The organism is Candidatus Accumulibacter contiguus (assembly GCF_036625285.1).
GTDB lineage: Bacteria > Pseudomonadota > Gammaproteobacteria > Burkholderiales > Rhodocyclaceae > Accumulibacter > Accumulibacter contiguus.
The window spans coordinates 3,495,581-3,508,877 of the sequence record NZ_JAZKUC010000001.1; the positions used below are offsets into that span (position 1 = coordinate 3,495,581).

The 13,297-nt window shown below is 60.4% G+C and carries 13 protein-coding genes and 2 pseudogenes; 7 read left to right on the forward strand and 8 right to left on the reverse strand.

Annotated elements, in window-relative coordinates; translation table 11 throughout:
* Positions 1-100: 100 nt before the first annotated feature.
* The 3 genes and pseudogenes from V5B59_RS16570 to V5B59_RS26490 form a co-directional block, all read right to left on the reverse strand.
* Positions 101-217, reverse strand: a pseudogene (locus tag V5B59_RS16570) (recombinase family protein); the annotation flags it as partial.
* The gene (locus tag V5B59_RS26280; protein WP_169070480.1) at positions 171-392 is read right to left on the reverse strand and encodes a DUF5615 family PIN-like protein; all 222 of its coding nucleotides are present in this window, start codon (positions 390-392) and stop codon (positions 171-173) included. The pseudogene V5B59_RS16570 and the gene V5B59_RS26280, both read right to left, overlap by 47 nt.
* Positions 389-472 (reverse strand): annotated as a pseudogene (locus tag V5B59_RS26490) (DUF433 domain-containing protein); the annotation flags it as partial. The pseudogene V5B59_RS26490 and the gene V5B59_RS26280, both read right to left, overlap by 4 nt.
* Positions 473-843: 371 nt before the next feature.
* On the opposite strand from V5B59_RS26490, the gene V5B59_RS16580 reads away from it, so the two are divergent.
* Both V5B59_RS16580 and V5B59_RS16585 read left to right on the forward strand, forming a co-directional pair.
* Positions 844-2,391, forward strand: a complete 1,548-nt coding sequence (locus V5B59_RS16580; protein ID WP_308240113.1) for a Ppx/GppA phosphatase family protein — start codon at positions 844-846, stop codon at positions 2,389-2,391.
* A gap of 169 nt (positions 2,392-2,560) precedes the next feature.
* The gene (locus V5B59_RS16585) at positions 2,561-3,769 is read left to right on the forward strand and encodes a hypothetical protein (RefSeq protein ID WP_332352047.1); all 1,209 of its coding nucleotides are present in this window, start codon (positions 2,561-2,563) and stop codon (positions 3,767-3,769) included.
* A gap of 84 nt (positions 3,770-3,853) precedes the next feature.
* On the opposite strand, the gene V5B59_RS16590 is transcribed toward V5B59_RS16585, so the two are convergent.
* Positions 3,854-5,053, reverse strand: coding sequence for an MFS transporter (locus V5B59_RS16590; protein WP_169070476.1), 1,200 nt, complete (start codon positions 5,051-5,053; stop codon positions 3,854-3,856).
* A gap of 60 nt (positions 5,054-5,113) precedes the next feature.
* A complete protein-coding gene (locus V5B59_RS16595) occupies positions 5,114-6,019 on the reverse strand; it encodes an ROK family protein (RefSeq protein ID WP_169070475.1) in 906 nt (301 codons plus the stop codon).
* A 123-nt stretch (positions 6,020-6,142) separates the two neighbouring features.
* Between V5B59_RS16595 and V5B59_RS16600 the strand changes: the two genes are divergently transcribed.
* From V5B59_RS16600 to V5B59_RS16610, 3 genes are all read left to right on the forward strand, one after another.
* On the forward strand, positions 6,143-6,646 hold the full coding sequence (locus V5B59_RS16600; protein ID WP_332352048.1) for a hypothetical protein: 504 nt from the start codon (positions 6,143-6,145) through the stop codon (positions 6,644-6,646).
* 124 nt (positions 6,647-6,770) lie between these two features.
* Positions 6,771-7,061 carry a type II toxin-antitoxin system Phd/YefM family antitoxin gene (locus V5B59_RS16605; RefSeq protein WP_169070473.1) on the forward strand — a complete coding sequence of 97 codons (291 nt, stop codon included), beginning with the start codon at positions 6,771-6,773 and terminating at the stop codon, positions 7,059-7,061.
* Between the two features lie 19 nt (positions 7,062-7,080).
* Positions 7,081-7,467, forward strand: a complete 387-nt coding sequence (locus V5B59_RS16610; protein WP_169070472.1) for a type II toxin-antitoxin system RelE/ParE family toxin — start codon at positions 7,081-7,083, stop codon at positions 7,465-7,467.
* Between the two features lie 129 nt (positions 7,468-7,596).
* Here V5B59_RS16610 and V5B59_RS16615 read toward each other — a convergent pair whose 3' ends face one another.
* From V5B59_RS16615 to V5B59_RS16625, 3 genes are all read right to left on the reverse strand, one after another.
* Positions 7,597-9,516, reverse strand: coding sequence for a polysaccharide biosynthesis protein (locus V5B59_RS16615; RefSeq protein ID WP_169070486.1), 1,920 nt, complete (start codon positions 9,514-9,516; stop codon positions 7,597-7,599).
* A gap of 55 nt (positions 9,517-9,571) precedes the next feature.
* The gene (locus tag V5B59_RS16620; protein WP_308240112.1) at positions 9,572-10,240 is read right to left on the reverse strand and encodes an NAD-dependent epimerase/dehydratase family protein; all 669 of its coding nucleotides are present in this window, start codon (positions 10,238-10,240) and stop codon (positions 9,572-9,574) included.
* Positions 10,241-10,466: 226 nt separating this feature from the next.
* Positions 10,467-11,381, reverse strand: a complete 915-nt coding sequence (locus V5B59_RS16625) for a glycosyltransferase family 2 protein (RefSeq protein ID WP_211203390.1) — start codon at positions 11,379-11,381, stop codon at positions 10,467-10,469.
* A 265-nt stretch (positions 11,382-11,646) separates the two neighbouring features.
* On the opposite strand from V5B59_RS16625, the gene rfbA reads away from it, so the two are divergent.
* On the forward strand, positions 11,647-12,534 hold the full coding sequence (rfbA, locus tag V5B59_RS16630; RefSeq protein WP_169070469.1) for a glucose-1-phosphate thymidylyltransferase RfbA: 888 nt from the start codon (positions 11,647-11,649) through the stop codon (positions 12,532-12,534).
* A gap of 100 nt (positions 12,535-12,634) precedes the next feature.
* Positions 12,635-13,180, forward strand: a complete 546-nt coding sequence (gene rfbC, locus V5B59_RS16635; RefSeq protein ID WP_034914710.1) for a dTDP-4-dehydrorhamnose 3,5-epimerase — start codon at positions 12,635-12,637, stop codon at positions 13,178-13,180.
* The last annotated feature ends 117 nt before the right edge of the window (positions 13,181-13,297 follow it).

Here is a 13,297-nt window from a genome sequence, read left to right on the forward strand (position 1 = left end):
TGTGGCTCCGAACGTAAGTGCAACCAATCGGAACGGCGGAGTGAACCGCGCCGGTGTTCGGCGCTAGATAGTGGGTGAAGTGCGTTTGTATAGTGAGTAGTTGGCTAGACTCACACTCATCATCGAAGGCCTTCTTGCAGCCAGTCTTGGTCAAGGCTTCGATCTGAAGGTCAAGGTTCTGATCCTGCGTCGAGACGCGGGCGTAGCCGATCAACATGGCACGTCAGCCTCTCCACTGCAATGGCAACATTGTTCGCGCTAGCGTAGTCCATGATCGCCGAGTCCGGGGCGTCCTTCGCCCCGAGCGTTGACCAGTGAGCCGCCTCGAAGCCGACGCCAGCCAATACGCTCACCCAGCGCGGCGACCGGTTCATATCGACGATCAGCTTCATGCACCGACCAGAATGACCTCACGTTCTTCGGATCGCCATGCGGCATAGCGAAGCGCCTGCATGATGTCCTCGCGTTCAAGTTAGAAAATATGCTTTCAGAATTATTTGTGAGGACCTTAACGCCTTGATTCTGTGTGTCACATGGGGGTGAGTGTGATCAGTCGATTTGACTGCGGGCGCTGATGATTGATCAAGGGGCCGGGCGCAGGGATACTCCTGAAGGGATCAGCGATATACCTCTTGCGTGTGCAGAATTTCACGGCGCGGCGAGAGTCGAACCGCTATTCTCGTGCCAGGGGATTGATCCTTCGTCAGGCTGCGGCATGAGGAAGGCGGGGGGCGTCTTCTGGTGCCGGGCATCCCGCTGCGGCGCAGCAGCCGTCTGACCGTACGCCTGGCAGCGCCGGAGCCGAATGGCGGTTTTACTTGAGTCCTGTTGAGGAGAGCGAATGTGTCTTCCGATTTCGTAGCGGCGATCGACCTGGGTTCGAACAGTTTTCACATGATCGTCGCCCGCATCAGTAATGGGCATGTGCAGATTCTCGACCGTTTGCGCGAGATGGTTCAGCTTGCTGCCGGTCTGGACAGACACAACCGGCTATCCGCCGAATCGCAACAGCGGGCGCTGGATTGCCTGGCGCGGTTCGGTCAGCGACTGCGGCACATTCCGGCGGCACGCCTGCGCATCGTTGGTACCAACACCCTGCGGCAGGCACGCAACAGCGCCGAATTCGTCGCCCGCGCGGAACAACTCCTCGGCCACCGGGTAGAGATTGTCAGCGGCCAGGAAGAGGCGCGGCTGATCTATCTGGGCGTCGCCCACAGCGTCGGCGACGTCGCCGGTCAGCGCCTGGTCGTCGATATTGGGGGCGGCAGCACGGAACTGATCATCGGCGAACAGTTCGACCCGCTGCACCTGGCGAGCCTGCGCATGGGTTGCGTCAGCCTGACCCGTGCCTGCTTCGCCGATGGTCGTGTCACTGCGGCACGCCTGCGCGATGCCGAACTGCTCGTCCAACTGAACCTCGAACCCGTTCGCGAAGAGTATCTGGTGCGCGGTTTGGAGACGGTCACCGGCGCTTCCGGATCGATCAAGGCCATTCAGGATGTGATCATCAGCGAAGGCTGGAGTCGTGAGGGAATCACGCTCGAAGGATTGCGGCGGCTGCGTATGGCTTTGCTCGAAGTGCGCGACAGTGCGGGAGTGGCACGTCGTTGGCAACTGGAGCCGGCGCGTGCGCGCGTCTTCGTGGGCGGTTTCGTGGTCTTGCATGGGCTATGTGAGGCGCTTGGTGTTGCCCGGATGGAGGTTTCGGAAGGCGCGCTGCGTGAAGGCCTGATCTATGATCTTCTCGGCCGCATCCGCCATGAAGACGTCCGTGACCGTACCATTGCCGACGTCATTCGGCGCTTCGATCTGGATGAAACGCAGGCGGAGCGCGTGAGCGCGTCTGCGCTCGAGCTGCTGCGGCAGGTTCGCACACCATGGAAGTTGGCTGGGAGGGAAGCACGGAGCGTTCTCGAACGAGCGGCCCGCCTGCACGAGATTGGTTTGCTGCTGACCCATGACCAGTACCACAAGCACGGCGCCTATGTCCTGCAACATTCCGAGTTGCCGGGCTACTCGCGTAACGACCAGCAGTTGCTGGCTGCGCTGGTCAGGCGCCACCGCCGCTCATTCCCCGCCGACGCCTTTGCCGATCTGCCCAGGGACTGGGCGCGCCCTGCCCGTCGCCTGTGCGCCCTGCTGCGCCTGGCAGTGGTGCTGCATCGCGGTCGCAGCAACGAGCCGCTGCCAGCGATCAGTCTGCGCGTGGAGGGGCAGCGAATGTTCCTGTCCTTTCCGCCAGCCTGGCTGGTCGAGCATCCGCTGACCCGTGCCGACCTGCAGATGGAAGCCCGCGTGCTCCGCAAGGCCGGCTTCGAATTGCGGATTGGCAGCGCCACCCTTGCTGCGACGCCGACGAGCTCAAGATCCTCGTCAGAACCCTCGCCATGAGCGCCCGCTGCGCGCTGACTCAGCTACCTACCCTGCGCGTGCCAGCGTACCGATCGCCTCATCCATGCCATGCGCTTCCTGCTCCGGGCGAGGGCCACTACGGCTTTCGCCGGAGATGACGTCGCTTCTTCGATCGCCGGCCATATCGCTGATGCGTCGCCGGTGCTGGATGCTTGCGCTGCTGCCGCTGCTCATAGCGCTGATCTTCCTTTTCGCCGCCAGCGATCCGGCGCCAATGGTCAGCCGCGACGAAACGATCTCGCCAACATCGATTGCCGAGGCCAGGCGGCTGTTGGTCAGCAACGATCCGCGCCGGCTTCGGCGTGGCGATGAACGAACGGTTGTCATTCCCTCGGCATTGATTGACACCGCCATCAACCATTTTGCGAGCCGCAGCCTGGGGGGGCGCGGCACCTTCGTCCTGAGCGATGATACTGCCGAAATCCAGCTGACCATCCGCGCCCCCGGAATCCCTGGACCCCGCTATTGCAATCTGCGCGCAGTATTTCAGGAAGCGGAGGGCGAACCGCATATCGTTGCCGCATCGATGGGCTCCCTCCCGATCCCGTCTGCTCTGGCCGAATGGCTGATCGCCTCGGCGATCAGCATCGCCGGCTTTTCGGAGGAGTGGAAAATTGCCCGGCAGGCCATCCGGCGCCTGGCCTTCGAGCCCGCTCGCGACAGTGTCGAGCTGACCTACGTTTGGGAACCGCACCTGCTCGACCGTGCCAGGTCGATGGCGTTCACGCCGCAGGACCTCGTTCACATGCACGCTGCCCAGAAGGCTCTGGCGGGCCTTCTCGACCACTACGCTGCACGCGCTCGCGTTCCCTTGAGCCAAATCCTGGCTCCGCTGCTGGCACCCGCAAGCGACCAGACCCTCTCGGCGAATCGCGCGGCACTGCTGGTTCTGGCAAGCTATCTGGCGGAAAAGAACCTGGCGATGCTGTTGCCGGAAGCAAAAGGGTGGCCGCGTGCGCGCCGGGTGAAACTGACTCTGCTCGGCCGTGAGGACAGCGCTCAGCATTTCGGAATTTCGGCTGCCCTGGCTGCCTGGGCCGGCGAGCCGGCAGCGAATGCGATCGGTGTATACAAGGAAATTGACGACTCCCGGGGAGGTAGCGGTTTTTCGTTTGCCGATCTGGCGGCAGATCGTGCAGGAACACGCTTTGGCGAGCTTGTGGTCGACGACTATCCGCGCCTGTACAAGGTGCTACGCGGGAGCGTGACTGACGCGGACCTGCTCCCCTCTCTCGCCGGGCTCCCCGAGTACCTGTCGGAAGCCGAGTTCAAGCGCCGCTTTAGCGACCTGAATATCTATGCGCAACAAACGGACGAGATCGAGCGCCGCCTGGCCATGCTGCCTCTGTATCGCTGACTGAACTGCCGCGCTGCCCCGCTTCGGGGCTGTCGCAAGGCGCTCGGAGTCTCGGAGTCGATCCACGCCCCTTGCCGCTCCTGCTCAGCGCGGCCGGCGGCTGGCAATGCAGAACCAGGCATAGGCAGTCAATTGTATTCCGAGCAGGATCAGAAAAGCGCTGCGGTGAGCCAGGGCCGGACTCTGCCCCTGCTGTTGCAGCAGGTCGATCAGCAGACCGAGTCCCCATTGCACCCCGAAGGCGCCAATGAAAACCATCAGGTTCAAGGCAGTATTGACGCGACCCGAGAGCGCTACCGGGAAACCGGCCGCCGCCTGCGAATAGACCAGGGTGCCAAAGCTCGAGAAAGTGCCGTAGGCGATCCAGAGCAGGTGCGTTTGGGAAAGCGCCTCGGTGGCGATCAGGGCGAGCATCAGCAAGGAAAGGCCGAGTCCGGCAGCGAGCAGCATCACCGGCTGGATGCCACGCCGGGCCAGACCGGTCGCCAGCAGGCCAATCAGGATGTAGGCGGTCAACATGGCGACGCTCATGCCGGCCATGTGGTCGGCGGCGGCTGCGCGGCTGTAGCCGTTCACCTGCATCAGCCAGGAAATCGACCACAAGCTTTGCACGGCCATGAAGCCACCGGTCAGCGTCAGGCCGAGGGGCACGAAACGCCAGAAGTGTGCGCTGCCGAACACCGCCTTGACGCCGGCGAACTGGGCAGCAAGGGGTTCAGGTTTGCTCTGGTTGTGCTGTTCCGGAACGCTGAAGAACAGCCAGATGGCGACGGCGAGAGTCAGGCCGGCCAAGGCGAGGAAGATCTCACGCCAGCCGGAAACCTGCAGGGCAATTTCAAGCGGCGCCGTGGCCGCCAGTGCCCCAAGGCCGCCCGAAGTCATGATCCAGCCGGTCAGCGAAGCCTGTCGAGAGGGCGGAAACCACAGGGAAAACGCCTTGAACGCGGCCATCAGGCATGCCGAAACGCCGAGTCCGATCAGACCGCGGCCGATCGCCAGTTCAGCAATACTCTGACCGAGGGCAAAAGCCGTGGCGCCAGCGGCGGCAATCAACAACAGCCCGGATTCGACACGGCGCGCGCCAAAACGGTCGAGAAGCATGCCGAGCGGCAGTTGTGCGGCAGCGAAAGAGAGGAAGTAGGCGCTCGTCAGCAGGCCCAGTCCACCCGCGTCAAGGGTGAGTTCCTGCGTCAGTACCGGACCGATGACCGCATTGGCCGTCCGGTAGAGATACGAAAGAAAGTAGGCGCCTGCGAAGGGCAGGAACAGCTTCAGCCACAGCATGCTAGAGATCCTGCGTAGATCCTCGTCAGCCTGCCGGCAAACCACTGGACGGTCGCCACCTCAACGCTCGTTCCAGAGCCAGGCGGCACCACGCACGCCTGAGGAATCGCCATGCACGTTGCGCAACAGGCGTGTGTGCACCATATCGGAAAAGACATGCATGGCCCACAGTGCCGGAACCGTGCGGTAGAGGCGATCGATGTTCGACAGACCGCCGCCGAGCACGATCACGTCCGGGTCGATGATGTTGACCACCTGCGCGAGTGCCTTGGCCAGGCGCCGTTCGTAGCGACCGAGCGTGGCATCACTGGCGGGGTCCCCGGCACTGGCACGCGCCGCGATTTCTTCCGCTGCCAGCAATTGCCCGCCATGACGCAGGTGGTCAGCGCAGATTCCCGGACCCGAGAGCCAGGTTTCGATGCAACCGTAGCGCCCACAGTAACACTGTGGCGGCATCAGGTTTTCCTCTTCGAGCCGCGGCAGCGGATTATGACCCCATTCGCCGGCAATGCGATTGGCACCAGTGAGTACGCGCTGGTGAACGACAATGCCGCCGCCCACACCGGTCCCGAGGATGACCCCGAAAACAACTTCGGCGCCATGTCCGGCACCATCGATGGCCTCCGAGAGGGTGAAACAGTTGGCATCGTTGGCCAGGCGGATCTCGCGTTGCAGGCGATCTTCCAGGTCTTGCCGCAGCGTTTTGCCGATCAGGCAGGTGGAATTGGCATTCTTGATTCTGCCGTCAAGCGCGGACTCGGCGCCGGGGATGCCCACGCCGACACGACTATCCCTTTGCGCATGTTCGCTTTCGACCGCTTCAACCATTTCCGCAACTGCTTCGACGGTCCCTTGGTAATCGCCCTGCGGCGTTGCTCGGCGTCGACGTAGCAGCATGCGACCCGACTCATCGAGAGCCATCAGTTCGATCTTTGTGCCGCCGAGGTCGATGCCAATACGTAACATATTATTTATTAACAAATTCGGCTATAGCCATAATCGAATGGCTACGCAATTGGCTACACGTCTGGCGTTGATGAACGTTCATAGCGTTAGCGGGCTGATCGTAACACCAATGAAGGAATGAGCATGGTTGATCGACGGAGATTCTTGATCGGACTCGGCGCCGGTGTTGCGAGCCTGAGACTTTCAGCCTTCGCGTCTCCTGCCCCCTCATGCAAGATCATCGGTATCGGCGCAACTGGCTGCAACCTTGCCGTTGCGTTACGGGAGAGCAATATTCTGGATCGAGCGGGCGCGCTGCTGAGCTCTGTTTGCGTCGACCTTGGCTCGCTCACGTTGTACTTTGTCGAAGGTACCAACGATGCCGATCCTGCGTTGACACCGATCAAGACGTTGATGCGCGCACCGTTCCGTGCTGGCGGACGAGTCAACGCCGCACGCGCAGCCTGTTTGCGCCATCGGGCCACCTGGACGGAACTGCTCAGCGGTTCCGACATGGTCGTTCTTGTCGCCGGACTTGGCGGTGGAACGGGCAGCGGCCTTTCGCCGATCATGGCCCGGTTAGCGCGTGCTGCCGGGGCGGTGACGGTTGCCGCCGTGGTAACGCCCTTCTCACCATATCGCGAGTAGTCTGCAATCGGTCATTTCCCGGCCAAACACTCCGAAGAGCCGCGCAGGTTCCACTTTCGCCTCTGACCGCCTAAGCGTATGATGTACAAAATACTGCACATCTTGTGCGGTTCAGGAGGCCATCATGGGTATTTCAGCAAGCGACGTTATCCCCCTCTCGCACGCCCGAGCGAACTTCTCCGAACTGGCTGAAGAGGTCAAAGGCGGTGCCGAGAAGATCATCACCAAGAATGGTGAGAGCTACATCGCGCTGATTGATGCGCAGCGGCTGGACTACTACCACCAGCTTGAGCGCGAACGCATCCATCTGCTACTGATCGACGAGGCCGGTAAAGGACTCGACGACGTTGCCGCTGGCAAAGTGAAGGACGCCCGCAGTGTGATCCAGTCCATCAAGCGCCGCCGCAGCGCCTGAGTTACGGCGGGGTCTGCTTGTGGCAAGAAAACCTGTCGTCAAATTCACCGCAAATTTCGAGCGCAACCTCGAAGGCATCGAACTTTTCCTGACCGAAGTGGAAGCGCCGCAGGCCTTCGATGGCTTGCTGGATGAACTGCTCGAAACGGTGATTCCGAACATTGAGCGCTTCCCCGAAATCGGTAGGCCATTCTTGGCCCGGCAGCCGCGCTCGGTTGAGGCCACCAATGCTCAGGCAGCGCTTCGCGCAAAGTTGTCGGCGCTGACGCCAGACACGGATGCCTTGCGCGAATATGTGATCAAAGATTACCTGCTGCTCTACGCGCCGCTTGGCGGAACAATTTACCTCCTCGCCATCAGGCATCAGCGACAACTTTCGTTCGACTTTGAAGGTAACTGGGGATGATAGACCAACGCCATAGTACTATCTGGATTTTGACCACGGATTCAGGTGAATGATATGGCTAATGAAAACTCTGTTGTGGCCTGGCTAGACGTTTGCCTTCAAGGCTTGGTCGGGATGATGAGCTCGCGATCATGACCCTGAGAAACCCGTGGCCGGGCGACGACGGCCGGAGCGATCGCCGGCCACCCGCATCAATACCTGGCGCACTGCTGCCTCATCGCGTGTCTCCAGCGCCACGCCGAGCTGCCCAATCAGCCCGCTCAGCACCTCCGCATCGAGACCAGGCTCGTCGCCTTTCATGATTTTGGGGTGCAAGGTGCCCTCGGCGTTACTGCTGGCGATGAGCAGCTCCTCGTAGAGTTTTTCGCCGGGACGCAGACCGGTGATGGCAATCTCGATGTCGCCTTCGGGGTTGTCGTCATCACGCACCGAATGGCCAGCCAGCCGGATCATGTTGTGAGCCAGATCGAAGATTTTGACCGGCTCGCCCATGTCAAGCAGGAAGACCTCACCGCCAAGCGCCAGGCTGCCGGCCTGGATGACCAGTTCCACGGCTTCATGAATCGACATGAAATAGCGCGTCACTTCGGCGTGCGTGACGGTCACCGGACCGCCCTGGGCAATCTGGTCCTTGAACAGCGGAATCACCGAGCCGCTGGAACCCAGGACGTTGCCGAAACGTACCGCACAGAATTGCTGACCGCTGCCTTGCGTGCTGGCCTGCCGGGCGATGCCCTGGACGACCAGCTCTGCCCAGCGTTTGCTGGCCCCCATGATGTTGGTTGGGCGGACGGCCTTGTCGGTCGAAATCAGCACAAAAGTTTGTACGCCGGCAGCAAATGCCGCCTGCGCCAGGGTCAAGGTGCCGAGCACGTTGTTGCGGGCACCTTCGAAGGGATTTGCCTCGACCAGCGGTACATGCTTGTAAGCGGCGGCATGGTAAATGGTTTGCACTCGATGCTCGGCCAGCAGCCCCGACACGAGTGCGGCATCGCCGACCGATCCCAGGCTGGCGATGATCCTGCAATCCGCGATGGAACGTAGCAGGCGGTCGATCTGGTACAGGGCATGCTCGCTCGTTTCCAGCAGAACCATCCGGGCCGGGGCGAGAGCGGCGATCTGCAGACACAGCTCCGAGCCGATCGAGCCTCCGGCACCAGTCACCAGCACACTCTTGCCGGTGATGCAACGACCGAGCAGGCTTGGATCGGCGCCGACCGGGTCGCGGCCCAGCAGGTCGCCAATATCCACTTCGCGAACCATGTTCACCAGGTGCCGCCCCGCGGCAATGTCGGTCAGTGCAGGAAGAATGCGTACCCGTACCGGATGCTCCTCAAGAAACGACACGACCTCACGCCGCCGGGCACTGGAGGCAGAAGGCAGGGTAACGATCACATCGCGAATATCGAAACGCTCGATCAGTGCCGGCAGGTGCTCGGGTGGATACACCCGCAGACCGCCCATGTCCTTGCCTTGCAGGGTGGCATCGTCATCCAGGAATCCGGCGGGGAAGAGATCCCGCCCACGTCGCAGTGATGCGGCCAGTTGCCGACCGGCTTCGCCAGCACCGTAGATCAGCACCTGTCGGCCGGAAAAACGATTGCGCAGCGGAAACCAGAGCAACCAGCGTGCGGAAAACCGTGAACCACCGACCAGCACCATGCCAATCAGCCAGTACAACAGCGGCACTGCCCGGGGTACGCCTTCGAGTCCGGTCATCTGGGTCATGAACGCCAGCACCGCCCACGACAGCGCTGCCAGCGACATCCCCTTGAACACCGACCACAGCGCTTGTTCGCCCAGGTAGCGAATCACCGAGCGATACAACCCCATCTTGAGGAAGACGGGCATCGCCAGCAGTGGTGCGACGGCCATCAATACCAGTTGTGAACGGTTGGGGACGAACCATTCGCCCAAACGCAAGGCATACGACGCCCATACAGCGAATATCAGCAGCACCGCATCGGCAAGCAGCATCAAACCCTGTTTGCCCTGGCGTGGCAAGAGTATCAGCGCGCTCGAAATATGCTCGGGAACGAGTCTATGCATCATTCATCCTGACTGGCTGCGAAGGCCAGGACGGTGACCCACGCAGCCTGCGGCTTCATCTCGGCAGATCCTTCTGCCCGAGCAGAAAAGGGCGTGGGGAGAATCCGAGATCACGCGCTGCATCGGTGTGATCGAACACCAGATCCCGATTCATTCGTTCAGCCATGCCGCCTGACCAGTGCCGGTATCTGGGCAAGCATCTCAAGAGTGCCAGCATCGACTTGAATGCCGCCAGTGGGATTGCAAACAGCCGCGGTCGAAGATGAAGTGCGGCAAAGACGCGCCTCACCATCTCCCGGTAAGGCAGAGTTTCACCGCCGGAAATGTTATATGCCCGGTTTGCCGCGGCCGCACAGTGCAATCCCGCCAGGCACGCCAACGCGACATCTTCGGCATGAACGGGCTGCCGAGCCCCCATTGCCTCACCCAGCAGTGGAAAGAAACCGAAACGTTGGATGAAGCGGGCCATTTCCGCAATGTTCTTGTCCTGCCCGCGACCGTAGATCAAGGTTGGACGCAGGATCACCCATTCCACGCAGTGATCTTCAGCCCATGCTTGCAGGTGTGCCTCGGCGTCGGCCAGGCGATGGGCCACGGCGCGTTCCTGCAGATCGGAGGAATCATCCTTGGTGAAGCGACTGGTCGAAGACAGTGCGACCACGCGCCGCGCTCCATGCGCTGACAGCAAGGCGAAATACTCGGGCAATACCCAGATGGGCGCCACGCAAATCCACAAGGGTAAACTCCCTGCTGCAGATAGAGGTTTGGGACTTGCTGATGAGGGAAAATCCGGGTTCGACAAGCGTCTCCACTCCACCCCTTCAGACACTTGTCCAACTTGTCGAGTCTGCCGCCGCGAGAAGGCGGCCACGCGCCAACCGGCCTGCGTCAGCAGGGGCAACAAGCATTCACCTACTAGGCTAGTGGCGCCGAGGACGCCCAACTGGCACTCAGCCACGGCCCATTCCCATCCTGACCAGAGCGTAGCGGATGCCATGATAGCTGGCAACCACGATGAACCGCATCCATACCCCCACCACGACCAGCCCCCAGAGGAGGCCGGGGTACTGATGATGATAAAACTTGCGATAAAACCGCAACATTCCATGATGCTTGTGCCATTCCACAAACAGGGGACGGTTGCGGCCACACGCGCCCCGGACATGAACGACTTTTGCATCGGGAACGAACATCACTTTCCAACCCCGTTGTGCAAAGCGCATGCACCAGTCGAGATCCTCGCAATGGAGAAAGTATCCTTCGTCCCACAGACCCACATCATTCATTGCCGCACGTTTGACCAGCATGCAGGCACCGGAAATCGCCTCGACAACCGCCGGCTGAGCAGGCAATGGCTCTGCGTGTTGCAGAAAATCCGAAAACACATCAGGGAAGAAGCGGGCCAGGCGAGACAGGCCAAAAGCCCGCAGGAAAGCTCGTCGGGGGGTGGGGAAGGAACGTCGGCCCCCTGCCTGTTCAGATCCATCGGGATTGCACAGCAATCCGCCGACCATTCCTATCGTCTGTGAAGAATCCAGCACCTCGATCATGCGTGCCAATCCGCTCTCGGTCAGAACACTGTCTGGATTCAGGAACAGCAAGCGGCTGGCCGATGATGCTCTTGCGCCAATATTGCAGGCAAAGGCAAATCCCAGATTCTGGTTGTTGCGGAGTAGCGAAAGTTTCTTGCTCGGGATGACACGTTCGAGATATTCCAGGCTGCCATCCATTGAACCGTTATCCACGACGATCACCCGTGTGGCATCCGCGCGGAGCACGGAGGAAACGCAGTCAGTCAACAGTTCGCCTGCGTTGTAATTGACGATGACCACATCACAATCAGGAGGGGATGCCGTTGGCGTCAAGATGCCCCCTGTAGGTTGCTTTCCCAGTGTTGTTATTATTATTCATCTATTGCAGATTTCCAGGTGATTGCCGAGTGGACCAGTCTGGCCAGTGAGGATGAATTCTATCTTGATCACCTCGCTGTGGTGAGATTGCCAGCTTTCCCTTGTGGTCCGACCGCCAATTTTGGCAACTTCTCCGCTTCGCGTACTGTGTCTGGAAGCTCCCAAGTGGTAGACTCGCAGGCCACTCCACTGATGATCTGTCTCGACTGGAAATATCTGCATGAAACGCAAAGGCATCATTCTTGCTGGTGGCTCTGGCACCCGGCTTCACCCAGCCACCCTGGCAATCAGCAAGCAGTTGCTCCCGGTGTTCGACAAGCCGATGATCTATTATCCGCTCAGCACCCTCATGCTGGCGGGAATACGTGACATCCTGATCATCTCGACGCCACAGGACACGCCGCGCTTCGAGCAACTGCTCGGTGACGGTTCGCGCTGGGGGATCAGTCTTCACTATGCCGTTCAGTTCAGTCCCGACGGCCTGGCGCAAGCGTTCATCATCGGCGAGTCGTTCGTTGGCGATGATCTGTCGGCCCTGGTGCTGGGCGACAACATCTTCTACGGCCATGACTTCCACCACCTCCTGGCGAATGCAATGGCTCGTGACGAGGGAGCAAGCGTCTTCGCCTACCATGTGAAAGACCCCGAGCGTTACGGAGTGGCCGAGTTTGATTCCTGCGGCAAGGTGCTGTCGCTGGAAGAAAAACCCAGGCAAGCAAAGTCCAATTACGCTGTTACCGGTTTGTATTTCTACGATCGACAAGTGGTAGAGCTGGCCAAGAACCTGCAACCCTCCGCGCGTGGCGAACTCGAGATCACCGACCTCAACCGCCTGTATCTGGAACAGGGGAAGCTCAAGGTCGAAATCATGGGACGGGGCTACGCCTGGCTAGACACCGGTACCCACGAATCGCTGCTCGATGCCAGCCAGTTTATTGCCACGCTGGAAAACCGCCAGGGACTCAAGGTTGCCTGCCCGGAAGAAATCGCTTATCGACAGCGATGGATCGATGCCGAGCAACTGGTCCACCTGGCGCAACCAATGGCCAGGAACGGCTACGGGCAATACCTGCTGCGCCTACTGAACGAAAGAAGTCTGGCCGGTTGAAGCGGATTGTTTCGGTCGCCTCCACCACAGCATCTTGTCGCGGCACCGCCGACCCATAAGAACTTGCCACATACACACCACGAAAGGCAGTCCAGACGCAATGAAAGCAACCGCTTTGGCCATCCCCGATGTCATGTTGCTCGAACCCAAGGTATTCGGAGACGACCGAGGCTTCTTCTTCGAGAGCTTCAACCAGGCACAAATCGAAACCGCACTTGGCAGGAAAGTCCATTTCGTGCAAGACAATCACTCCCGCTCCGCAAAGAACGTACTGCGTGGTCTGCATTACCAGATCAGACAGCCTCAAGCCAAACTGGTACGCGTTGTGCTTGGCGAGGTCTTTGACGTGGCGGTGGATATCCGCAAGTCCTCGCACACCTTTGGTCGATGGGTGGGCCAAATCCTGAGTGCAGAAAACAAGAGACAGATGTGGATCCCCGAGGGCTTTGCCCACGGCTTCGTTGTGCTCAGCGATGCAGCCGAATTCCTATATAAGACCACTGACTACTGGGCGCCGGAGCACGAGCGTTGCATCGTCTGGAATGACACAACTCTGGCGATCGACTGGCACCTCCAGGGTGAACCGGTGCTTTCCACGAAAGACGCGCAAGGAGCGACACTACAGCAAGCTGAACTCTTTGCGTGAAAGAGCACTTCGCCGTCTCTCCACCCGTTGGCACGGCCAAGCAATCGCCGGGATAGTTCATCGAATTACGATGCGCATCATGCGTCGCCGGTCCTCGCCAGGGAACCCGTCTCTCAC

Coding starts and splice junctions, on each gene's coding strand:
- V5B59_RS16585 (WP_332352047.1), top strand. CDS start 2,561: ATGCTTGCGCTGCTGCCGCTGCTCATAGCGCTGATCTTCCTTTTCGCC.
- rfbC (WP_034914710.1), top strand. CDS start 12,635: ATGAAAGCAACCGCTTTGGCCATCCCCGATGTCATGTTGCTCGAACCC.
- V5B59_RS16615 (WP_169070486.1), bottom strand. CDS start 9,516: ATGCATAGACTCGTTCCCGAGCATATTTCGAGCGCGCTGATACTCTTG.
- rfbA (WP_169070469.1), top strand. CDS start 11,647: ATGAAACGCAAAGGCATCATTCTTGCTGGTGGCTCTGGCACCCGGCTT.
- V5B59_RS16600 (WP_332352048.1), top strand. CDS start 6,143: ATGGTTGATCGACGGAGATTCTTGATCGGACTCGGCGCCGGTGTTGCG.
- V5B59_RS16595 (WP_169070475.1), bottom strand. CDS start 6,019: ATGTTACGTATTGGCATCGACCTCGGCGGCACAAAGATCGAACTGATG.
- V5B59_RS16605 (WP_169070473.1), top strand. CDS start 6,771: ATGGGTATTTCAGCAAGCGACGTTATCCCCCTCTCGCACGCCCGAGCG.
- V5B59_RS16590 (WP_169070476.1), bottom strand. CDS start 5,053: ATGCTGTGGCTGAAGCTGTTCCTGCCCTTCGCAGGCGCCTACTTTCTT.
- V5B59_RS26280 (WP_169070480.1), bottom strand. CDS start 392: ATGAAGCTGATCGTCGATATGAACCGGTCGCCGCGCTGGGTGAGCGTA.